This window comes from Flavobacterium lacus, from assembly GCF_003268815.1.
Classification (GTDB): Bacteria; Bacteroidota; Bacteroidia; order Flavobacteriales; family Flavobacteriaceae; genus Flavobacterium; species Flavobacterium lacus.
This window is the reverse complement of record NZ_QLSV01000003.1, coordinates 196,185-217,177: the sequence shown is the minus strand read 5'-3', so window position 1 is coordinate 217,177 and position 20,993 is coordinate 196,185. Positions and strand designations below refer to the sequence as shown.

Genomic DNA, 20,993 nt, shown 5'->3' with positions numbered 1-20,993 from the left:
CAATCGGGAGCCTTATTTATACATGACTAATTTCGTCTTCAATTAATAAATCTTCTCTTCGGAACCTTAAGAATATTTGAGCCACAGCAATCACATCTTTTTCACAATAAGTAATGATTCGGTCAATATCTTTTTCAACATAATATACATACGCTACTTCGCTGCCATCAATATCATCTTTTGGAGATGGAATTTGGAGTACTTTGGTTAACAATCGCATGGAAGAAAAATGTTTATAGTCGCCAAATTTCCACAATTCCATGGTGTCAATATGTGGCACTTCCCATGGTTTTTTTCCAAATAAATTTAGTTTGGATGGAATTTCAACTTGATTAATAATCATTCGCCTGGCTATAAACGGAAAATCAAATTCCTTCGCATTGTGACCACATAAAATGTGTTGTGGTTGATTAAAGTGATTATTCAACAAATTACTGAAATCTAGTAGAATATTTTTTTCTTCTCCAAAGAAAGTGGTCACTCTAAAATTTCGAATATCACCTTTAGTAACAAAATAGCCTACTGAAATGCAGATAATTTTTCCAAACTCTGCCCAAATCCCGGCACGGTCGTAAAATTCTTCGGGGGTAAATTCGTCTTTGCGTTGGTACTGTGTTTTAGATTCAAACAAATACTGTTTTTCTTCATCCAACAATTTAAAGTTTTCTTCTTCCGGCACTGTCTCAATGTCCAGAAACAAAATGTTGTCGAGTTTAATTTTATCTATCATGGCTTTAAAAATTTATAATTATAAAGATATAAAAACTTTTTAATTAATTTTATTTTAATCAGAATCTTCTAATTGAAATATTTCATTAACAGTTTTATGAAATAGGTTGGCTATTTTTAAAGCTAAAATAGTTGAGGGTACAAATCTATTTGCTTCAATCGCATTAATTGTTTGACGACTAACGCCAATTTTTTGAGCCAAATCTGCTTGGGTCAAATTGGCGATAGCTCGTTCCACTTTAATTGTATTTTTCATTGTCTAACGCTTTTGAAGATTTGTAAATCATCCAATAAAACCGCAGGATGAAAAAGAACAATAAGGTAAACATGTTGTACATCATTACTGTCAAGAATGGCATCCCGTAAACAAAAATAACACACACTAGTAAAATGATATAATTTACATACGTTGCCCAGACTAAACTTTCCATTCTAAATTTAGCCACCATTTCATCTTCAATCTTTTCCTTGGAAAAAGCAACAAACATCCCGCCTACAATTAAAAATATGCAAAGAATTTCATCTAGTAGGTTGTTTTCTGTTCTAGTAAAAAAGCTGCTTACAAAAATGTTGTCGTTAAAAATAGCCAATGGTCTTAAATTTAAAAACTCAAATTCAGGTTCATATATACTGTAGAGAACAGCTCCTATTAACGAAGGAATAAACAGTAACCATCCTATTTTCTTTAACCGATTCGGAAATAAATAATTTGTCATCATGATTCTCAATTAAAAGATTAGCAATACAAATGTAAAGTTTTATTTCCTTTATGTAAAACAAACTTTACATTATTCTGACAAAAAAAAACCATCTTGATTTCTCAAAATGGTTCAATTGAATTATAATTAAACTGAAAATTATTGACTCACCGGAGTTGTATCAATTACTTTTCCTTTTATTGTAAGTACTTTTGGCACTTCATTTTCATTTAAAGAAACTGTAACTGTTTTTGAAAATGCACCGGCAGTAGCAGCGTTATAAGTAGCTGTTACAGTTGCTTTTTCACCTGGCTTTACGGGAGTTTTAGTATAATTAGTAGCCGTACAACCACATGAAGCTTTTACATTTGTAATGATAACGGTTTGTTTTGTTGTGTTTGTAAAAGCAAAGTCATGAGAAACAGGAGTTCCTTTTTTAATATCTCCAAAATCATATGTAACTTCTTTCCAAGTTACAGGAGAAGTTGGTTTTTGGGCAGCTGGAGTGGTCGTAATTGTAGGTTTAACTTCTGCTTTCTTTTCTTGAGCTATTGCACCTACTGAGAACAATACTGTTGCAGCAATTGCAAATAAAGATACTTTTAATGATTTCATACTTATTATTTTAAATTAGTTAACTATTCATTTTGAACATAGCAAATATATTCACTAGAAATTAGATATTTGTTAAGTAGACTATAAGTTTTGTTAATAAGATGTTAATCGGCAACAATTTACTGCTATTTAACCCTTTCAGTGAGTAGATTTGTCAAACTAAAACCAGTAAGCCTTTGAAATTTACACGATTAAATAGTATTATTTTGGCTGGATTTCTCTGCATTGTAGGCGTTTTAGTCATGCAGTTGCTCATGCTTAAACAAGCCTATCGGTTTGAGAAAAAAGATTTTGAAGAAAAAATTCATTTTGCCCTACAAGATGTTGTGAAACGAATATACCGTGATAATAAAACGCCTTTAACCATTACTAATCAAGTAAAAAAAATTACCGACGATTATTATATTGTGAATTTAGATGATGTCTTTGAACACGAAGTATTGGAATATTACCTCAAAACAGAGTTTGAAAAAGTGAAACTTGAATTAGATTATGAATATGCCATCTATGATTGTGCCACCGATGAAATGATTTATGGCAGCTACATTTCAAGTGATACCCGAAAACCCGAGAAATGTGAAAATTGCTTTAAAAAAAATGAAGGCTTGATCTACTATTTCGGAATTCGATTTCCTGATTTACAACATAAATTTATTACTTCGTTAGGTCAATATTGGATTTACACCGGAATTTTGTTTTTGGTTTTGATTATTTATGTTTACTCGGTAATTCTATTATTGAAACAAAAAAAATACACCGAATTGCAAACCGATTTTATCAATAACATGACGCACGAATTTAAAACACCGCTTTCGTCAATTTTGATAGCTTCGCAATATGCTACCTCGCAGGAAGAGATTAAAAATAATCCGAAATTGGCCAAATACATGCAGATTATAACCAACCAAAGTCATAAGTTAAATCATCATATCGAACGGATTCTTAATGTAGCCAAAGGTGATGCTAAATGGATTGAACTAGAAAAAACCACCATCAACTTAAAAGAAATTCTCGACCTCGTTAAAGATAATACATTGCTTAAATCACCCAAAAAATGTTCGATTGATATTGAAGTTTCAGATAATGTACAAATTGTAGCAGACGAATTTCATTTCAACAATATGCTATTTAACTTAGTAGATAATGCTGTGAAATATTGTCCCGAAAATCCAGAAATCAAAATAAAATCATCCGAAACAGCTAAAGGAATTATTTTACACTTTATTGATAACGGCAGTGGTATTTCGCCGCAACATATCGACTATGTTTTTGATAAATTTTACCGCGTTCCGAGAGAAAATAAAAAAGACATTGAAGGTTTTGGCATTGGTTTATTTTATGTAAAAAAAATAATCGATTTACACCAATGGAAAATTGCAATCAAAAATAATTCAACCAAAGGAATTACAGTTTCTATTTCCATTCCTAAAAAAGATATTGTATGAGTAAAAAGAAAATTTTATATGTTGAAGACGATGAAACACTGGGTTTTTTAACCGCTGATAGTTTGGAAAATCAATATAATGTGGCTCATTACACCAATGGTCAGGCCGGTTTTGATGCCTTTTGTAACAATGAATTTGATTTATGTATTTTAGATGTAATGCTCCCGGACATGGATGGATTTGAAATTGCTACCCAAATTAGAAAACGAAATCAAGAAATTCCTATCATTTTTCTTTCGGCAAAAACAATGAAAGAAGACCGAATTAAAGGCTTGAAATTAGGGGCCGATGATTATTTGGTAAAACCTTACAGCATGGAAGAATTGACCTTGAAGATAGAAGTTTTCTTGAATCGAAGTCAAAAAACATCTTCTAAAACGAGTCCTACCTACTTAATTGGTTCGTTTGAATTTGATCCAACCAATTATTGTGTTTTCAAAGGAAAAGAAATCACAAACTTAACCGAACGCGAAGCCGCTTTGTTGAAATTATTTTTAGACAACAAAAACACTGTGTTAAAACGCGAAAAAATATTGATTGAACTTTGGGGAACCGACGATTATTTTGTGGGAAGAAGTTTGGATGTTTTTATTTCCCGTTTACGAAAAATATTTAAGGATGAACCCAACATTCGAATTGAAAACATTCCGAGAGTTGGGTTCAAATTATTGATTGATTAGGTTTTATTTATTTAAGCAAACTATACATATAAAGCTCAATAGCTTGTAATTCTTGATCGCTCATACTTTTGGTAATTGCAAAATTAGTTTTCATCACCTCATACTGACTCGGGTCTACAATTGGTTTAGCGTTTTCTCTAAGGAAATCAACCATGTCTGCATTTTGATCTTTATAAATAGTGGCTATTTCTTTAATGCTTGGCCCAATTACTTTTTGATCCGGTTTATGGCAAGTGTAACACAAACCGACACCGTTAAACAATTCTTCTCCAAGTTTAATTTTGGCTTCTACTGAATTTTCAGCTACTTCAGGAGCATTTGATTTATCTGCTCCAAAGGGTTCTTGTTTTTTATCCTGACAAGAGAATAACATTATAAAAAAAACTAAAACAACTATTTTTTTCATGTGCTAGGTATTTGATTTACACAAATATACATCCTAAAGTTGGGTGTAAATGTGATATTTATCATTTATGAAATTATTTTAACAACATCTTTTGCAAAATAACTTGCAATGATATCTGCACCGGCTCTTTTGATCGCAGTAACTTGTTCCATCATCACAGCATCGTGATCCAACCAACCTTTTTCGGCTGCCGCTTTAATCATGGCGTATTCGCCAGAAACTTGATAAACCGCGACAGGAACATCAAATGTATTTTTAATTTCCCGAACAATATCCAAATAAGCAATACCCGGTTTTACCATCACAATATCGGCTCCTTCATCAATATCCATTCTGGTTTCACGAATCGCTTCAATGCGATTGTGGTAATCCATTTGATAGGTTTTTTTGTCCTTCGGTACATTTATACTATTAACAGGAGCGCTATCTAATGCATCACGAAATGGACCGTAATGAGCTGATGCATATTTTGCACTGTAAGCCATAATTCCGGTATTTACAAAGCCTTCGTCTTCCAATGCTTCACGAATATCGAGAATTCTTCCGTCCATCATATCGCTTGGAGCAACGATATCAGCTCCGACTTCTGCATGTGAACAACTCATTTCTGTTAATATTGCTGATGTTAAATCGTTTACGATAATACCATTCTCAAGCACGCCATCATGTCCAAAAGACGAATACGGATCTAAAGCCACATCGGTCATCACAATCATATCCGGAACGGCGTTTTTGATTACTTTCACCGCTCGTTGCATTAAGCCATTTGGATTTAACGCTTCGGTTCCTTTGTTATCTTTTAAATGGTCAGGAACTTTTACAAAAACCAAAACCGTTTTCAGATTTAATTTGGCTAATTCTTTTACTTCTTTTTCCAATAAATCGAGACTCAATCTAAAATAATTGGGCATGGAAGGAATTTCTTCTTTCACATTATTTCCTTCCACTATAAAAAGCGGAACAATAAAATCGCTGGGTGAAAGTATGGTTTCGCGTACTAGCGAGCGAATGGTTTCGTTGGTTCTTAACCGTCTATTTCTTCTGAGTGGAAACATGATTTATTTGTTTATGAGGTTTCAGGTTTAACGTTTCAAGTTATTTACAATGAAACTAGATCCAGTCCACCGGTTTTTGTAATACTTTAATTAATTTTTCTTCTTCACTTCCTTTTTCCGGATGATGATCATAAACCCATTGCACATGAGGAGGCAAACTCATCAAAATACTTTCGATTCTGCCATTGGTTTTTAATCCGAAAAGCGTTCCTTTATCGTGAACCAAATTAAATTCAACATAACGACCACGGCGAATTTCCTGCCAAGTCCTTTGTGCTTCTGTAAAAGGTAACTCTTTTCTTTTTTCAACAATTGGAACATAAGCCTCAAGAAAACTATTGCCCACTTCAGTTACAAAGTTGAACCAATCTTCCATTGTCATCATATCGGAAGCTTTGCAATAATCAAAAAATAAACCACCAATACCACGTGCTTCAAAACGATGAGCATTCCAAAAATAATCATCACATTGCTTTTTATATTTTGGATAGAACTCCGGATTGTGTTTGTCGCAAGCGGTTTTGCATGTTTGGTGAAAATGAGTGGCATCTTCTTCAAATAAATAATACGGTGTCAAATCTTGTCCGCCACCAAACCATTGATTTATGATACTTCCGTTTTCATCATACATTTCAAAATAACGCCAATTAGCATGAACTGTGGGCACCATTGGGTTTTTTGGATGAATAACCAAACTCAATCCGCACGCAAAAAAATCGGCTTCGCCCACGTTAAATAATTTTTGCATGGAGTCAGGTAACTTTCCATGAACAGCTGAAATGTTGACACCGCCTTTTTCAAACACTTTCCCGTTTTCAATCACTCGGGTTCTGCCGCCGCCGCCTTCCGGACGCTCCCAAATGTCTTCGCGGAATTTGACTTGGCCATCAACTTCCTCTAATTTGGAAGTAATTTGGTTTTGAAGCGTTTGGATGTAGTAATAAAATTTGTTTTTCATTGCTAATTGTACTGACTTACTAAAGCAAAATACCTTTTTATTGCAAAAATAGAGGAATTTTGGTTTGGGTGGTAGTTATTTTTTTGAAATTGGGTTTCTATTATTATTCAACAAACCCTTTTGTGCAATTATCAACCGCTTTTAAAATGTTTGAAGATAAATCACTTTTTTTTCCAATATAGAACATGTACTTATTTTCCTTTTTTATTTTGGCGATAGTTTTTGTTTTACTGCCAACTTCAATAATAAAAGGACTTAAATTTAATTCTCTAGAAAAAAATATATCGATAATTTTTGCTTCTATAAATTCATTATTAAGCTTACATTTAACAGACAATATTGGCTTTTTTGAAATACTATTTCTTTCGTTTTTGTTGGTTAAATATAAATAAACTTCTTGGTTATGATTAGTATAAAAAACAAAGTTATTTGTTGCTTGTAAACTATTATCATTACTTATGAAAATAAATTCATTTGTCTCTTTATTGCATCCAATCAAAAACGAAATCAAAAATGTTAGGACAAAATAATTTTTAATCATAATTTTGGTATTTAAGCATTAGGCCATTTGCGTATCCAAATTGAATTTAGACTAAAACCTAGAGTATATGGTATAGTTGGTCTCGTTCTAAACAACTCTCTTTCATTGCTTTACAATTTCAATTAACTATGTAAAATTCTACACTGGAAGAAGAAATTTTCGGACTATTTCATACAATCTCTTCGCCGATCAGTGCGAACTTAATTTTTCAAAATAAATAATATAAGTTTGATGTGCATTTCTCATGAGAACCCTATTCCTTTATGTCTGAGAAAATTAAAACTTTAGCTATAAAATATAATCTGTATTAATAAAATTTGATTCTTTACTGTTCAACAAGGCTTGCAAAATTTCGTTATTATATTCATTGTCTTTGGAAGCAACGAAAGTTCGGATAGAAAACGAACGCAAAGCATCATGAATACTCAATGTCCCCACCGCCGAATCTTTTCTTCCGGTAAAAGGATATAAATCGGGTCCGCGTTGGCAAGAACTATTTAAATTAACCCTACAAACTAAATTAACCAATGTATCAATTAAAGGTGCTATGGTTCGAATATCTTTTCCAAACAAACTCACTTGTTGGCCATAATTAGACTCAGCCATATCGTTCAAAGGCTCCTGTATATCTTTAAAAGTCATGATAGGGACCAAGGGGCCAAATTGTTCCTCGTGATACACCCGCATTTTTTTAGTGACCGGAAACAGAACTGCAGGGAAAATAAAATTATCAGAGTGCGTTCCACCTTTCTCATTCAGGATTTGAGCACCTTGCTTTTGAGCATCGTCAATTAATCCCTGAATGTATTGTGGCTTTTCTTTTTCGGGTAACGGAGTTAAGAAAACGCCTTTCTCCCAAGGATTCCCAAAAGGTAACGCATCCACTTTTTCAGCAAATCTTCGATTAAATTCAGTTGCAATACTTTCATGCACATAAACAATTTTAAGAGCTGTACATCGCTGTCCGTTAAAAGAAAGTGTTCCGGTAATACATTCCTGAATAGCTAAATCTAAATCGGCATCGGGTAAAATAATGGCCGGATTTTTTGCTTCTAAACCTAAAATCAATCGCAAGCGGTTTTTATTTGGATGTTGATCCTGTAACGCGATAGCCGATTTACTATTGCCAATCAATGCCAAAACAGCTACTTTACCAGACTTCATAATGGGTGAAGCCACATCTCTTCCACGACCATAAATGATATTGATAACTCCTTTAGGAAAACTGCTTTGAAATGCTTTCAACAAAGGAGAAATTAACAAAACACCATGCTTTGCCGGTTTAAAAATCACTGGGTTTCCCATAATAATAGCCGGAATTAGCAATGTAAATGTTTCGTTTAACGGATAATTATAAGGCCCCAAACACAACACAACCCCAAGTGGTCCGCGACGTACCATAGCATTTACTCCCTGACTTTTGGTGAATCGGGCACAATCGCGGTCCAATTGTTTGTAATCTGCAATGGTATCATAAATATATTCTACCGTACGGTCAAATTCTTTTTCAGAATCGGGTAATGATTTCCCGATTTCCCACATCAAGTATTTTACAACTTCAGTGCGGGTGGCTTTCATTTGGGTAACAAAATTTTCAACACACTTAATGCGATCAGCCACTTTCATTGTGGGCCACATTCCTTGTCCGTTGTTGTACGCATGTTCTGCCGCTAAAATTACTTCTGTCGCCACGTCCTGCCCCATCGCAGGAATTGTCCCTAAAAAAGTAGGGGCATATTCTTCTGTAGAAGAAATGGTTGAATAAACCGGGGTGGTGTTTCCTGTCCATTGTTTTAATACTCCATCAACCAAGTAAGTAGCTTGATGCAACGGCTGAGTAATTTGATGCTCTGTTGGAATTGTTTTCATCGTTTTTTTTATAAAATTAATAAATTGTGAAGTAAACCATTCTATTCATTTAGTTAAAGAAATTAATTAAGCGAAATAGGCATCTTTTTAGGGGTTGGAAGATAAAAAAAGATAAATTAAAATAAATATTAATTTTTTTTAAGGGTATTTTTATTTAAATATATATAATTTATTATTTTTACCCCAATAAAAATAGGGTAAATTATGAAAACAGAAAAACGTTGGGTAATTTCATTTATCTTAATCACTATTGCTGCCATTAGTGGTTTATTTTGGGAAAGTACGCCTGCTACTGAATCAGCCGTTTTCAACTCTGCAGACACCATTGTCACGGCCGATGTGGCTTGGTTGCTCACTTCGTCGTGTTTGGTTTTGTTAATGACACCCGGTCTTTCATTTTTTTATGGTGGAATGGTGGGCAAAAAGAATGTGATTTCTACCATGTTACAAAGTTTTATTTGTTTAGGCGTGGTTTCTCTGCTTTGGGTTATTGTGGGATTTAGTTTGGCGTTTGGTGATTCATATGGATTTACGATTCAGGGACAACACTATGGACTAGTCGGAAATCCCTTTCAGTTTGCGTTTATGGACCAAGTAGGTGTTTTACCGCATGCTCAAATGGCCTCTACGATTCCGTTTATCCTTTTTGCTTTGTTTCAAATGAAATTTGCCGTAATTACGCCTGCTATTATAACGGGTTCATTTGCAGAAAGAGTTCGGTTCATTTCGTATTTATTATTTATTTGTTTATTTACTTTGTTTATTTATACGCCACTTTGCCACATGGTTTGGCACCCAAGCGGTTTATTAGGCAGTTATTTTGGTGTGAAAGATTTTGCCGGAGGAACAGTCGTGCACATGAGTGCCGGTTTTGCAGCCTTAGCCGGTGTTTTGTTTTTGGGTAAACGAAAAAATAGCGATCATATTCCCACCAACATTCCGTTTGTGTTACTCGGAACGGGAATGCTTTGGTTTGGCTGGTTCGGATTTAATGCGGGTTCTGCTTTGGCAGCCAATGCAACAGCTGCGATGGCTTTTGCCACGACAACAGTAACTTCAGCATCAGCAATGTTGACTTGGATTTTCTTTGATCGATTAAACGGAAGAAAAGTTTCGGCAATGGGTGCGTGCATTGGTGCGGTGGTAGGATTGGTCGCCATTACGCCTGCTGCAGGATTTGTAACGATTCCGCAAAGTATTTTCTTTGGATTTATTGCCGCTATTGTTTCCAACAAAATGTTGTATTGGAAAAAACTAAAATCTGTTGACGACACCCTAGACGTTTTTGCTTGTCACGGCGTTGGCGGAATCATGGGAATGATTTTGACGGCTATTTTTGCTCAAGGTGAAAACGCCAGTTTGCTTCATGGGGGTTGGGGTGTTTTTAGTCACCACATGATTGCCTTAGTGTTAGTAGCAGCATTCACTTTCTTTGGTTCAATGCTACTTTATAAAGTAACCAATAGTATTATTCCGCTACGTGTTTCGGAAGAATCGGAACAAATTGGTTTGGATTTATCGCAGCATGATGAGAAGTTTTAATGCCAAAATTTACTTAATTCCCCCTAAGTGTTTAAATGTTTTTGAACTTACAGCATTTAAAATTCAATTGTTTCCTTTCGTTAATTCTTTATAAATCACATCCCAAGCTTTATCACGGATGGCTTTTTTGTCATCTACCGTAAACCCGGCGGTAGGAATAAATTCGTGCACTTTGGCTCTCATTACACCGGGACTTCCGCTAAAAAAGGTATAAGAATGGCGTTTTTTGTTGTCATAAAACGTCATTGGAACTATTGGTATTTGATGTTCAATAGCCAATCGAAACGCACCATCTTTAAAGTCGGCCAACACAATTGATTCGTCTTCCGGTACCAACCCTTCGGGAAAAATACAAATACTCAGTCCTTGGTTCAATCTTTTTTGGGCCCTTTCATAAACTGCTAATCGACTTTTCGGACTATCGCGGTCGACTAAAATACACGTTCGTTTATAGAAAAATCCAAATAACGGAATTTTAGAAAGCTCTTTTTTTCCCACAAAAACAAATGGGTTTTTGGCCACAACCAACATCAACATAATATCCGTCATCGAGGTGTGATTTGCCACCAACATATAACTTTCTCCTTTTTTAAAAGACTGGTCTCGTTTGATTTTAGTTAAAAAACCCATCCCAAACAAAATCCCTCTAGACCATAGCTGTGCTAATCTAAAAAAAAGTGGATACCACTCTTCTTTCAAAATTGAAATAATTAATAAGGGGAAAAGTAAGACAATAATAGCCCCCATCAGGACATAAAACCAGATCCGCCAAATTATCCAGAAAAGTAGTTTAAAAATTTTCATGAAGCCAAATGTAAGGAAAGGATTGGGATTTTAAAATCTTAAAGCTAACTTTATCTCCTTATCAACCAAACCCCTGAGGTTTTGAAGTTCATAGATAAGTTCTGTTTACCAAAAGTGTGAAAAATTTTTGTACAAATTTTGCCGCTGATTGGCAAATTAAAATGATTTGCAATCAGCGAATCAGCGAAAAAAAATGTTTTTAGAATTTGAAGCAAGATGAATTGAAAGAGCATAATTTTAAACTCTATTCATTACCAATAAATTTAAACCTAAAAAAGTAGCGGTGTTTTTCAAAAACTTTCCGAAATTTGCCTTTTTACAATCCGTTCATTATGTCAAAAATATTAACCGGAATACAAGCCACCGGAACACCACATTTAGGAAATTTATTAGGAGCCATTTTACCCGCGATAGAAATGGCCAACAAACCAGAAAACGAATCGTTTTTATTTATTGCCGATTTACATTCTGTTACACAAATTAAAGACGGCAAAAGTCTTCGTGAAAACACCTACAGTGTGGCGGCCACCTGGCTTGCTTGCGGATTAGACATTAATAAAGTAATTTTTTACCGTCAAAGCGATGTGCCTCAAACGGCTGAATTGTCTTGGTATTTGAGTTGTTTTTTTCCGTTTCAACGATTAACGTTGGCACATTCGTTCAAAGACAAAGCCGATCATTTGGAAGACGTAAATGCAGGACTTTTTTCGTATCCGATGTTGATGGCGGCCGATATTTTGTTGTATGATGCCGAAGTGGTTCCGGTAGGAAAAGACCAATTGCAACACCTTGAAATTACACGTGATGTCGCCTCACGATTTAACCATCAAATGGGCGAAACCTTTGTGCTTCCTGAGGCAAAAATTCAAGAAGAAACCATGTACATTCCGGGTACAGACGGAAATAAAATGAGTAAATCCAGAGGAAATATCATCAATATATTTTTAGACGATAAGGCTTTACGTAAACAAATCATGTCGATTGAAACCGACAGCAAACCGCTGGAAGAACCAAAAGATCCGGGAACTTGCAAGGTTTTTGCTATTTATAAATTAGTGGCTTCCGCCGAAGAAGTTCAAAATATGACCGCGAATTATTTGGGCGGAAATTATGGCTACGGTCATGCCAAACAAGCCCTGTTTGATTTGATTTTGGAACGTTTTAAAACAGAACGAGAAAAATATCAATATTATATGGCAAACTTAGCAGAAGTGGATAACGCTTTAGCAGCAGGAGCCGCAAAAGCAGGAAAAATTGCCGATGACGTCTTAAAACGCGTACGAAACAAATTAGGATTTTTATAAAATGAAAAAATATATCACGGTTATTGTTCTATTAAATTTCGCTTTCGGATTTAGTCAGAAGCAGGAACCGGTCTATATTTTATTTAACCAAAACCAAAGTTCTACTTGTCAATTTCCGGTAAAACGAGTGGAGCCGGTTAAAAAGATTAAATTGGATTATTCGCAAAAAAGACATCGCAAAATCAACATTACTCGTTTTATTTTGTGTAGAAATATTTTTGTATTTGAATTCAAAAAAAATCATTTTGAAACTATAGATAGTTCAGCTCTTGCCAATTATAAAATGATTACGTTAGACGAAATTATTTCCCGAGAGGAAGAAGCGGAATTTAAAAAAGACATCAATCAACTTTTTCCGAAAATCTATATTATTGAAACCATCGAAAACGGTCAGTATGCCAAATATGAAGTGATTTGGGAAAAACTTCAATGATTAAATCGCTTCAAATAATTTTCCCGGTAAAGGACGAATAACGCCTTTTATTTCCATATTTAGCAAGATACTAGATAATTTATAGATAGGAAAATCGCATTCTAAGGCAATAATGTCCATGAGTTCCTTTCCTTTTTTCAAAAGATAATCATAGACTTTTTGTTCTTCTTCTTCCAGTGAAACAAACAATTGTTTTTGAACCGATTTGGTTGGTTTGGTCTCCAATTCCCAATTTAAAATATAAATCAAATCAGCTGCCGAACTGAGTAAATGGGCTCGTTGAGTTTTAATCAAATTATTACATCCTAAACTATATTTGTCGGAAGTTCTTCCGGGAACAGCAAACACATCGCGGTTATAATCATTGGCCAGCGTTGCTGTGATTAAAGAGCCGCCACGTTCTGCACTTTCTATCACAATGGTTGCTTCAGAAATTCCGGCAACAATACGGTTTCGTCGCACAAAATTTTCTTTATCAGGATTAGACGAACTCCAAAATTCGGTAAAAAAACCACCGTTTTTTTCCATTTTAGAAACGTGTTTTTTATGTATTTTGGGATAGATCTGGTTTAAACCGTGGGCCAATACACCAATGGTTTGCAAGTTGTTTTCCATTGCAACTTGATGAGCGACAATATCCACACCATAAGCAAAACCACTAACTATAACCGGGTTTAATGGTGATAAATCTTCGATAAGTTTTTTGCAAAAATCAATTCCGTAACTTGTGATTTGTCTTGTTCCAACAATGCTTATTATGCGTTTGGATTGTAAATCAATTTCTCCCGATGAAAACAAAACCGTAGGCCCATCAATGCACTGCTTAAGGCGTTCAGGATACTCAGGGTCTAAAAAGGAAGAAAAAGCAATGTTTTGTGATTCAATAAATTTTATTTCCTGCTCGGCGAGCTTAAAAATAGTCTGGTTAGCTAATTTTTTGAGCAAAACTTCTCCAATTCCATCGATGGAAGCTAATTTACTTTTTTTTGTTTGAAAAACATTTTCGGCAGAACCACAATGATGGATGAGCTTTTTGGCGACAATATCACCCACTCCCTCTACTTGAAGTAACGCAAGCGTATAAAATAATTCGGTTCTTGTCATGGCGTATAATTGAAATTCAAAGAAACATCTTTTTTCTATTTCTTAAAAATTTTTGACCATAAAATTACTAAAAAACTAAATTTGGATTGCTGTAGAAAAGTATGTAGGAAATCTAATTCAATGATGCCTATATAGTTATCAATTCGCTCTAAATTGTTAATAAAATTTGTGGATAAAATTTTGATTCGGCGGTTGAATATTTTTCCTTTGTTGCTATGAGAATGGAGCAATATATATCCCAATTACTGTATCGGTACCAATGTGTTACCGTTCCAGGTTTTGGAGCGTTTTTAACTGAAAACCGATCTGCCGGACTTTCGGAAGACACCCATACGTTTTATCCGCCCAAAAAAGTACTTTCTTTTAATTTTCATTTAAAGAATAATGACGGTCTTTTGGCTAATCACATTGCTCTTTCCGAGAAAATTGAGTACGAAAAAGCTATTTCTTTAATTGAAGAAGAAGTAACCTCTTGGAAATATACCATTCAAAAAAGTGACTCTATCATACTTAAAAATATTGGAAAACTTTCTTTGAACAATGAGAGTAATTTGGTTTTTGAACCAATAGACAGTTTAAATTATTCTACTCATTCTTTTGGTCTTACTTCATTTGTTTCACCACAAATTAAACGTGAATCCTTTAAAAAAGAAGTGGAGCAATTGGAAGAAAAAGCCCCTATTCAATTTACGCCGGAAAAAAGAAACAAATCTAATTCTTGGGTAAAATATGCTGCCATTTTTGCTATTGGACTTGGCATGTCAGCCTATTTTGGCAACCAATGGTATCAAAAGAAAATGGATGCTGAACTATTGCTTGTAGAAAAAAATGTTCAACAAAAAGTAGAAGATAAAATTCAACAAGCGACTTTTTTTATCGAAAGTCCCATTCCGTCTGTATCAATGAACGTAGAAGAAGAAATCAATGATTCTTTTAATTATCACCTAGTAGCCGGAGCTTTTAAAGAGGAGCGAAATGCGGAACGAGCTTTACAATCTTTAAAAGATTTGGGTTATAAAGCCAAAAAAATCAACCCTAATAAATACGGTTTACACCCAGTGCTTTATGGAAGTTATTCATCGATGGAAGAAGCTCAAGCTGCTTTAAAATTGATTAAACAATCACATAATAAAGATGCCTGGATGTTAGTTCTAGAACTGAAACAATAAACCCCTTTGCCCTACAATCTTGATTAAAGCTTCTTTGTGAGGCTTTTTTTATTTGTTGTAACGCCAAAAGAATCGGTGTTGTTTTTCTACCTTTGCAAAAAAAATAAAATGCAAGTAAAACATCCATCTGATTCTATTACTACGTTAACCGACGTTGTTTTGCCTGGTGAAACCAATCCGTTGAATAATCTTTTTGGTGGAGAATTACTCGCCAGAATGGACAGAGCAGCTAGTATTTCGGCAAGGCGTCATTCCAGGAGAATTTGTGTAACAGCTTCGGTAAATCATGTTGCTTTCAACAAAGCAATTCCGTTAGGAAGTGTTGTTACGGTTGAATCTAAAGTTTCCAGAGCGTTTAACACGTCGATGGAAATTTATATTGATGTTTGGATTGAAGACCGTGAATCGGGCAATAAAACCAAAGCAAACGAAGCAATCTACACTTTTGTTGCGGTAGATGAAACAGGAAATCCGGTTCCGGTTCCGCAAATTGAACCGCAAACGGAATTAGAAAAGCAACGATTTGATGCCGCTTTACGAAGAAAACAATTAAGTTTAGTGTTAGCAGGAAAAATGAAACCGCATGATGCAACGGAATTAAAAGCGTTATTTGTTTAAATAAAAAAAGCCTGAAAGTTTAAAATTTTCAGGCTTTTTTATTACATATTATACAACCAGCTTTGCGGATTTAAGAACGAATCGTTTTGAAGAACAGAGAATTTAATTGCTGTTTTTCCCGTTGATTCGTTGGTTCTGATTCTTCCAATAGCTTGTTTTAAACCTACTTTATCACCTTTGTTTACAGAAACTGTACTTAAATTTTGATAAACCGTTATAAAATCACCGTGTTTAATGTATACCGCTTTGTTTATAGGTGATAAAACTTGAATTAACATTACTTCTCCAGCAAAAACAGATCGTGCCGACGAACCTGATTCTGTAGTAATTTCGACACCGTTACTATGAATTATTAAAGTAGGTTGAACTGGATGTGGTTGGTCTCCAAATTTTAAAGAGACAAATCCTTTTTCTACAGGCCAGGGTAACTTACCCCTGTTTGATTTGAAATTGTCCGACTCTATCTTTCCTTCGGCAGTTAACACAATTTTTGAGGGTGACGAACCTGTTGAAGTGGTTTTGGTTCCTGTTTTTTTGGCTGTTTTTTTATTCTCGGCCGCAATTGCATCGCGAATCGCTTTTTGAATTTTCTTATCAATATCTTTAGCTTCTTGTTGCTTTTTCTTTATCTCTGCAACAATTTTTTTCTGATCTTTTTTGATGGATTTTACCAGTTTTTCTTGCTCTTGTTTTTCTTGAACAAGTACCAGTTTCTCTTTTTCTTGTGCTTGAATAATCTTTTCTTTTTCGGTTTTAAGAGCTGATAATTTTACGTTATAAACTTCTAATTCGGCAGATTTTACATTAATTTCATCGCCTTGCGTTTTTCTATAATCAGCATATTGCTTCATGTATTGAACTCGTTTGTAGGCTTGCGTAAAATTTTCTGAAGACAGTAGAAACATAGCCCTGCTTCGTTCAGAACGGCTTTTGTATGACTTTACAATCATGTTGGCATAATCTTCCTTGAGAACTTCTAACTCCCGTTTTAGTTTATTAATTTTTATTTGATTGGTATAAATATCATCGTTGAGCAATTTTGCTTGCTTTTCATTGGTTTGAATGAGTTTTTCACGCAAATCAATTTTTGCTTTTTGTTGTTGAATCACGTTTACAACAGACTTTTCTTTTTTCTTATTCTCCTGAAGTATACGTTCATTCACTCTGATTTCTTCCAACAATTGTTCCTTACGCTTTTCCAGCTTCTTTTGCGCATCCGATTGGGCAAAGAGAAACATCGATGAAAGAATAAGCAAAAATGTCAATACCGACTTTATCATGTTTGGAGCTTTAATTTTCTATAAATATTTGTTCGTAACCACTAGGCACACTGTATGGAAAAGATAACTGTTCATTAAACGTAACCGAATTATAATCTAGCGAAATAGTGTTTTTGTCATTTTCATGTATAGCCTCGATAAGAATGCTTAATGGCAAAATGGCTTCTTTGTATTCTTTATGATTGGGGTAAAAAACGTTCAACTTTCTGTTCTTGGCTGCTTGTTCTATTTCTTGTCTTTTTATCAAAAAATTAGCTGCTTCAAAATAAAATGATTTTGCATTTTTTTTATCGCTAATGTCTTTCAGTTTGTATAGTCTATCTTCAATGGTGTTTGAATAGTTTCCTTTTCGCAAATCATCCATTGCTTGACCAATAAGCATGTTTTGCACTTTATAAAAATCTAAATCACTTCCGAGCCAATTGCTCAAGGTTGTGTAATCGCCTTCAAAAAACTTGTTCCCGGTTTTTTCATAGTATTTTACTTCTGTAGGCGTTATTACACCTTTGGCCATCGTTATTCCCAAAAAACGTATACTCACTAAAATCATTTCATCTTTTTGAATTCGAATTTCTGCCGAAAAACTCAACGATTGATCCTTGTCTTTGTATTTCGCATTTGCTCTGATGTAGGCGGTTGAAAAATTTTTCTTAACATCATAATGATTTTCAATGATTTTTTTGGTCGCTAAATCTTCCGAAGCTTTCCCCTCCGAGAGTCCTTTTTTGGCTTTGCATCCCGCTAGCATAAAAACAAGAATAATGGCGTATAGAAGTTGTTTCATTAGTTAATTCCTTTTATTAATTTTTCGGCTTTTATAAAATAAGTTTCTTTTTTCTTGTTATCGCCAAGTCCATTATATGCTTCTCCTAATTGAATATAAAAATTAGCTTCTAAGGTTTTATTATCAACAATATAATCAACTCCAGATTCTAATAAGTCTTTTGCTTTTTTGAAGTTCATCAACTGATTATAGGCCAGACCGGCATAATAATAAAAATCAGGTTGAAGCGGATACAAATCAATTTTTTCTTCGGCTTTTTGGGCTAATATTTCAAACTGATTATTTTCTGCATAAGCATTAAACAGTAAAAGCACATTTTCTATATCATCCGGATTTGATTTGGCATACATTTCATAATATTTCACAGCATTTGCCCAATCACTTTTTTGTTGATAGAATTTACCGACTTCTTTAGCTACTTTTACTTCTCGATCATCATTAAAATAAGTAATTGCACTTTCTAAATCGGATGAAAAAGAGGGATTATTTTTTGTAAAAATTAAAAACTCATTAAAAACCCGGTGTTTTATTTTTCGATCAATTTTTGGGCTTTTTAGAATTTTATGCATTGCCGAAGCTGCATTTTTTCCATCGTTTTTATCGATATTAAATTTGAATAAGCTCACTTGTGCCCAATCGGAATTCGGAATTTCTTTTTCCAACATTTTCGCAATTTCCAACGCTTTTTCTTCTTCATCTTTTTCCGAATACAAATAAATCAACGCCACATAATTGTCTTCTACTTTCGGATTGTTTTTAATGGCTTGCAGTAACTTTTCCGTTTCCTGACCTTGGTATCGAGTCGTTGACATGATTTGGCTGCGAAATTGCTCTCTAATCTCCGTTTTACCAACGGTTTTAGTCAACTCATCAATTAATGTAAGAGCTTCATCGTATTGCTGCGTAAACATGTACAACGAAACTAAATCTTCTTTGTATTCCTTTTTGAATTCGATGAGCTTTTTCATGATTACAATCGCATTTTTATAATCGCGAGTTGCATACGAAACGTCATATAAACCCACCCAGCACCAACGGTTTTTGGGATCAAGTTGCGTGGCTTTTTCAAAACTGTCGTTCGCGTTTTTGTAATCTTTTTGATAGAGATAGTTTTTTCCTAACTCAAAATGAACTACCGGATTATTGGGTTCTAATGCTAAGCATTTTTGCAAAGCGGTTACTGCTTTGTCATAATTTTCAATGCCTTTTTCACGTAATGATTCGTAGAAAGCCACTTGAAATTCATCCGTTTCCAATGCAATATCTTCCGGTTCTACTTGGGAGAATGCAGTTATGGATTGGAAGAGAATTCCAAGGAAAATTAGAGAATATAATTTGCTTTTTATCATTTTACCTCACCCCCAGCCCCTCTCCCTTGGAGAGGGGAGCGAGCATTATCTTTAATTTTTTATTCTAAAACGGAATAATCACCAATACTGATGCTTGTGAATCTGCCGTCAAACGAAGCGTGATTTCCAATCATAGCATTGTCTAAATTGGCATTCTTAATGTTTGCATGAGTTTGAACCAAACTGTTTTTGATAGTTGAATCAATAACATGACATCCCTTTCCCAGTGATACATTTGGGCCAACAGTCGCATTAATCAAAACCACATCTTCGCCAATATAACAAGGAGGAATAATCGTTGCGTTTTGTAACTTAACATCACCAGCTACTAAATTCTCTCCATCATTATGCAAAAAACCTAGCATTCTTGTGTTCGTATCAACCGTTACATCTTTATTTCCACAATCCATCCATTCATCCACTTTTCCTGGTACAAATTTCATGCCCTTTGCCATCATTTGTTTGATTCCATCATTAATTTGGTATTCGCCACCATGAATGATGTTATTGTCAAGCACAGCTTGCAATTCCTTTTTAAGAACGGCAACATCTTTGAAATAGTATATTCCAATGACTGCTAAATCGGATACAAATTCTTTTGGTTTCTCTACTAATTCGATAATTTCACCTTCAGCATTCAAATTCACAACACCAAAAGCTTCCGGTTGATCCACTTGTTTTACCCAAATCACGCTATCGGCAGAGGTATCCAAATCAAAATCGGCACGAATTAACGTATCGGCATAAGCAATCACTGCAGGTCCGCTTAATGAATCTTTGGCACACATGATTGCATGACCTGTTCCGAGGGCTTCATTTTGATAATAAATAGTTCCTTTTGCACCTAATTTTTGAGCAATAGCGATTAATTCTTCTTCTACTTTTTTACCGAAACTTTCGTGAATGATAAAAGCGACCTCATCTATCGGCTGGTTTAAAACTCCGGCTATATCTTCCACTAATCTGTGAACGATTGGTTTTCCGGCCACTGGAATTAATGGCTTTGGAATTGTTAGTGTGTGTGGTCTTAATCGTGAGCCGCGACCGGCCATTGGTACTATTATTTTCATATTTTTAATTTTAACCGCAAAGCTCGCAAAGGTTTTTCGCAAAGTTCACAAAGGTTTTATTCGATTTATATTTCTGCTAAACACTCATAACGAAGTGCTGCCAACTATTTCACTCCTGTGCTACCAAAACCACCTTCGCCGCGGGATGTTTCAGATAATTCTTCTACTTCTATCCATTCGGCTCGTTCGTGTTTGGCGATGATGAGTTGAGCGATTCGTTCCCCATTTTCAATGACAAATTCTTCAGCGGATAAATTTACTAAAATAACCCCGATTTCACCACGATAATCGGCATCAACTGTTCCGGGTGAATTTAACACGGTGATTCCTTTTTTGGCGGCTAATCCGCTACGAGGGCGAACTTGCGCTTCGTAACCAATTGGTAGTTCAATGAACAAACCAGTTTTAACAATGGTTCGTTCTAATGATTTTAAGGTAGTTGGTTCAGATAAATTGGCTCTTAGATCCATTCCGGCCGAGGCAATTGTTTCGTAATTGGGTAAGGGATGTTGTGATTTATTGATTATTTTGATGTTCATT

At 34.8% G+C, this 20,993-nt stretch carries 23 protein-coding genes; 7 read left to right on the top strand and 16 right to left on the bottom strand.

Features of this window, described 5'->3' with window-relative positions; genetic code table 11:
* Nucleotides 1-16 precede the first annotated feature (16 nt).
* The 4 genes from B0I10_RS04080 to B0I10_RS04065 form a co-directional block, all read right to left on the bottom strand.
* Nucleotides 17-730: a 3'-5' exonuclease gene (locus B0I10_RS04080; RefSeq protein WP_112085221.1), complete on the bottom strand. Its 714-nt coding sequence runs from the start codon at nucleotides 728-730 to the stop codon at nucleotides 17-19.
* 54 nt (nucleotides 731-784) lie between these two features.
* Entirely contained in the window at nucleotides 785-985 is a 201-nt protein-coding gene (locus B0I10_RS04075; protein WP_112085220.1) for a helix-turn-helix transcriptional regulator, read from the bottom strand.
* A complete protein-coding gene (locus B0I10_RS04070; RefSeq protein WP_112085219.1) occupies nucleotides 969-1,448 on the bottom strand; it encodes a hypothetical protein in 480 nt (159 codons plus the stop codon). The genes B0I10_RS04075 and B0I10_RS04070 overlap by 17 nt, the downstream gene beginning before the upstream one ends.
* Nucleotides 1,449-1,586: 138 nt before the next feature.
* The gene (locus B0I10_RS04065; RefSeq protein WP_112085218.1) at nucleotides 1,587-2,042 is read right to left on the bottom strand and encodes a DUF1573 domain-containing protein; all 456 of its coding nucleotides are present in this window, start codon (nucleotides 2,040-2,042) and stop codon (nucleotides 1,587-1,589) included.
* A gap of 176 nt (nucleotides 2,043-2,218) precedes the next feature.
* Between B0I10_RS04065 and B0I10_RS04060 the strand changes: the two genes are divergently transcribed.
* Together B0I10_RS04060 and B0I10_RS04055 are read left to right on the top strand one after the other, a co-directional pair.
* Nucleotides 2,219-3,487, top strand: coding sequence for a sensor histidine kinase (locus tag B0I10_RS04060; RefSeq protein ID WP_181456884.1), 1,269 nt, complete (start codon nucleotides 2,219-2,221; stop codon nucleotides 3,485-3,487).
* Complete coding sequence (locus B0I10_RS04055) at nucleotides 3,484-4,167, top strand: response regulator transcription factor (protein ID WP_112085216.1); 684 nt, start codon at nucleotides 3,484-3,486, stop codon at nucleotides 4,165-4,167. The genes B0I10_RS04060 and B0I10_RS04055 overlap by 4 nt, the downstream gene beginning before the upstream one ends.
* A 7-nt stretch (nucleotides 4,168-4,174) precedes the next feature.
* Here the strand turns inward: B0I10_RS04055 and B0I10_RS04050 are convergent, their stop codons facing one another.
* From B0I10_RS04050 to B0I10_RS04030, 5 genes are all read right to left on the bottom strand, one after another.
* Nucleotides 4,175-4,573: a c-type cytochrome gene (locus B0I10_RS04050; RefSeq protein ID WP_112085215.1), complete on the bottom strand. Its 399-nt coding sequence runs from the start codon at nucleotides 4,571-4,573 to the stop codon at nucleotides 4,175-4,177.
* Nucleotides 4,574-4,638: 65 nt separating this feature from the next.
* Nucleotides 4,639-5,628: a porphobilinogen synthase gene (hemB, locus tag B0I10_RS04045; RefSeq protein ID WP_112085214.1), complete on the bottom strand. Its 990-nt coding sequence runs from the start codon at nucleotides 5,626-5,628 to the stop codon at nucleotides 4,639-4,641.
* A 55-nt stretch (nucleotides 5,629-5,683) separates the two neighbouring features.
* Nucleotides 5,684-6,586 carry an oxygen-dependent coproporphyrinogen oxidase gene (gene hemF, locus B0I10_RS04040; protein ID WP_112085213.1) on the bottom strand — a complete coding sequence of 301 codons (903 nt, stop codon included), beginning with the start codon at nucleotides 6,584-6,586 and terminating at the stop codon, nucleotides 5,684-5,686.
* A 103-nt stretch (nucleotides 6,587-6,689) separates the two neighbouring features.
* Nucleotides 6,690-7,127, bottom strand: coding sequence for a hypothetical protein (locus B0I10_RS04035; protein ID WP_112085212.1), 438 nt, complete (start codon nucleotides 7,125-7,127; stop codon nucleotides 6,690-6,692).
* Nucleotides 7,128-7,415: 288 nt separating this feature from the next.
* Nucleotides 7,416-8,996, bottom strand: a complete 1,581-nt coding sequence (locus B0I10_RS04030; protein ID WP_112085211.1) for an NADP-dependent glyceraldehyde-3-phosphate dehydrogenase — start codon at nucleotides 8,994-8,996, stop codon at nucleotides 7,416-7,418.
* A 204-nt stretch (nucleotides 8,997-9,200) separates the two neighbouring features.
* On the opposite strand from B0I10_RS04030, the gene B0I10_RS04025 reads away from it, so the two are divergent.
* Entirely contained in the window at nucleotides 9,201-10,538 is a 1,338-nt protein-coding gene (locus tag B0I10_RS04025) for an ammonium transporter (RefSeq protein ID WP_112085210.1), read from the top strand.
* A gap of 63 nt (nucleotides 10,539-10,601) precedes the next feature.
* On the opposite strand, the gene B0I10_RS04020 is transcribed toward B0I10_RS04025, so the two are convergent.
* Entirely contained in the window at nucleotides 10,602-11,342 is a 741-nt protein-coding gene (locus B0I10_RS04020; protein WP_112085209.1) for a lysophospholipid acyltransferase family protein, read from the bottom strand.
* A gap of 332 nt (nucleotides 11,343-11,674) precedes the next feature.
* Between B0I10_RS04020 and trpS the strand changes: the two genes are divergently transcribed.
* On the top strand, nucleotides 11,675-12,646 hold the full coding sequence (gene trpS / locus B0I10_RS04015) for a tryptophan--tRNA ligase (protein ID WP_112085208.1): 972 nt from the start codon (nucleotides 11,675-11,677) through the stop codon (nucleotides 12,644-12,646).
* Between the two features lies 1 nt (nucleotide 12,647).
* A complete protein-coding gene (locus tag B0I10_RS04010) occupies nucleotides 12,648-13,079 on the top strand; it encodes a hypothetical protein (RefSeq protein WP_112085207.1) in 432 nt (143 codons plus the stop codon).
* On the opposite strand, the gene dprA is transcribed toward B0I10_RS04010, so the two are convergent.
* Entirely contained in the window at nucleotides 13,080-14,183 is a 1,104-nt protein-coding gene (gene dprA / locus B0I10_RS04005; protein ID WP_112085206.1) for a DNA-processing protein DprA, read from the bottom strand.
* Between the two features lie 221 nt (nucleotides 14,184-14,404).
* Between dprA and B0I10_RS04000 the strand changes: the two genes are divergently transcribed.
* On the top strand, nucleotides 14,405-15,352 hold the full coding sequence (locus B0I10_RS04000; protein ID WP_317047177.1) for an HU domain-containing protein: 948 nt from the start codon (nucleotides 14,405-14,407) through the stop codon (nucleotides 15,350-15,352).
* Between the two features lie 108 nt (nucleotides 15,353-15,460).
* A complete protein-coding gene (locus tag B0I10_RS03995; protein WP_112085326.1) occupies nucleotides 15,461-15,970 on the top strand; it encodes an acyl-CoA thioesterase in 510 nt (169 codons plus the stop codon).
* Between the two features lie 41 nt (nucleotides 15,971-16,011).
* On the opposite strand, the gene B0I10_RS03990 is transcribed toward B0I10_RS03995, so the two are convergent.
* The 5 genes from B0I10_RS03990 to dut form a co-directional block, all read right to left on the bottom strand.
* Nucleotides 16,012-17,250 (bottom strand): murein hydrolase activator EnvC family protein, encoded by a 1,239-nt coding sequence (locus tag B0I10_RS03990; protein ID WP_112085204.1) that lies wholly within the window; start codon nucleotides 17,248-17,250, stop codon nucleotides 16,012-16,014.
* A gap of 10 nt (nucleotides 17,251-17,260) precedes the next feature.
* Entirely contained in the window at nucleotides 17,261-18,034 is a 774-nt protein-coding gene (locus B0I10_RS03985; RefSeq protein WP_112085203.1) for a DUF4292 domain-containing protein, read from the bottom strand.
* Nucleotides 18,034-19,383, bottom strand: a complete 1,350-nt coding sequence (locus tag B0I10_RS03980) for a tetratricopeptide repeat protein (protein ID WP_112085202.1) — start codon at nucleotides 19,381-19,383, stop codon at nucleotides 18,034-18,036. The genes B0I10_RS03985 and B0I10_RS03980 overlap by 1 nt, the downstream gene beginning before the upstream one ends.
* 59 nt (nucleotides 19,384-19,442) lie before the next feature.
* Nucleotides 19,443-20,453 carry a sugar nucleotidyltransferase gene (locus B0I10_RS03975; protein WP_112085325.1) on the bottom strand — a complete coding sequence of 337 codons (1,011 nt, stop codon included), beginning with the start codon at nucleotides 20,451-20,453 and terminating at the stop codon, nucleotides 19,443-19,445.
* 104 nt (nucleotides 20,454-20,557) lie between these two features.
* Nucleotides 20,558-20,992 carry a dUTP diphosphatase gene (gene dut / locus B0I10_RS03970; protein WP_112085201.1) on the bottom strand — a complete coding sequence of 145 codons (435 nt, stop codon included), beginning with the start codon at nucleotides 20,990-20,992 and terminating at the stop codon, nucleotides 20,558-20,560.
* Between the last annotated feature and the right edge of the window lies 1 nt (nucleotide 20,993).

Coding starts and splice junctions, on each gene's coding strand:
- B0I10_RS03995 (WP_112085326.1), top strand. CDS start 15,461: ATGCAAGTAAAACATCCATCTGATTCTATTACTACGTTAACCGACGTT.
- B0I10_RS04030 (WP_112085211.1), bottom strand. CDS start 8,996: ATGAAAACAATTCCAACAGAGCATCAAATTACTCAGCCGTTGCATCAA.
- B0I10_RS04075 (WP_112085220.1), bottom strand. CDS start 985: ATGAAAAATACAATTAAAGTGGAACGAGCTATCGCCAATTTGACCCAA.
- hemB (WP_112085214.1), bottom strand. CDS start 5,628: ATGTTTCCACTCAGAAGAAATAGACGGTTAAGAACCAACGAAACCATT.
- B0I10_RS04055 (WP_112085216.1), top strand. CDS start 3,484: ATGAGTAAAAAGAAAATTTTATATGTTGAAGACGATGAAACACTGGGT.
- B0I10_RS04035 (WP_112085212.1), bottom strand. CDS start 7,127: ATGATTAAAAATTATTTTGTCCTAACATTTTTGATTTCGTTTTTGATT.
- dprA (WP_112085206.1), bottom strand. CDS start 14,183: ATGACAAGAACCGAATTATTTTATACGCTTGCGTTACTTCAAGTAGAG.
- hemF (WP_112085213.1), bottom strand. CDS start 6,586: ATGAAAAACAAATTTTATTACTACATCCAAACGCTTCAAAACCAAATT.
- B0I10_RS04070 (WP_112085219.1), bottom strand. CDS start 1,448: ATGATGACAAATTATTTATTTCCGAATCGGTTAAAGAAAATAGGATGG.
- B0I10_RS04065 (WP_112085218.1), bottom strand. CDS start 2,042: ATGAAATCATTAAAAGTATCTTTATTTGCAATTGCTGCAACAGTATTG.
- B0I10_RS03985 (WP_112085203.1), bottom strand. CDS start 18,034: ATGAAACAACTTCTATACGCCATTATTCTTGTTTTTATGCTAGCGGGA.
- B0I10_RS04020 (WP_112085209.1), bottom strand. CDS start 11,342: ATGAAAATTTTTAAACTACTTTTCTGGATAATTTGGCGGATCTGGTTT.
- B0I10_RS04000 (WP_317047177.1), top strand. CDS start 14,405: ATGGAGCAATATATATCCCAATTACTGTATCGGTACCAATGTGTTACC.
- dut (WP_112085201.1), bottom strand. CDS start 20,992: ATGAACATCAAAATAATCAATAAATCACAACATCCCTTACCCAATTAC.
- B0I10_RS03990 (WP_112085204.1), bottom strand. CDS start 17,250: ATGATAAAGTCGGTATTGACATTTTTGCTTATTCTTTCATCGATGTTT.
- B0I10_RS03980 (WP_112085202.1), bottom strand. CDS start 19,383: ATGATAAAAAGCAAATTATATTCTCTAATTTTCCTTGGAATTCTCTTC.
- B0I10_RS04025 (WP_112085210.1), top strand. CDS start 9,201: ATGAAAACAGAAAAACGTTGGGTAATTTCATTTATCTTAATCACTATT.
- B0I10_RS04080 (WP_112085221.1), bottom strand. CDS start 730: ATGATAGATAAAATTAAACTCGACAACATTTTGTTTCTGGACATTGAG.
- B0I10_RS03975 (WP_112085325.1), bottom strand. CDS start 20,453: ATGAAAATAATAGTACCAATGGCCGGTCGCGGCTCACGATTAAGACCA.
- trpS (WP_112085208.1), top strand. CDS start 11,675: ATGTCAAAAATATTAACCGGAATACAAGCCACCGGAACACCACATTTA.
- B0I10_RS04050 (WP_112085215.1), bottom strand. CDS start 4,573: ATGAAAAAAATAGTTGTTTTAGTTTTTTTTATAATGTTATTCTCTTGT.
- B0I10_RS04010 (WP_112085207.1), top strand. CDS start 12,648: ATGAAAAAATATATCACGGTTATTGTTCTATTAAATTTCGCTTTCGGA.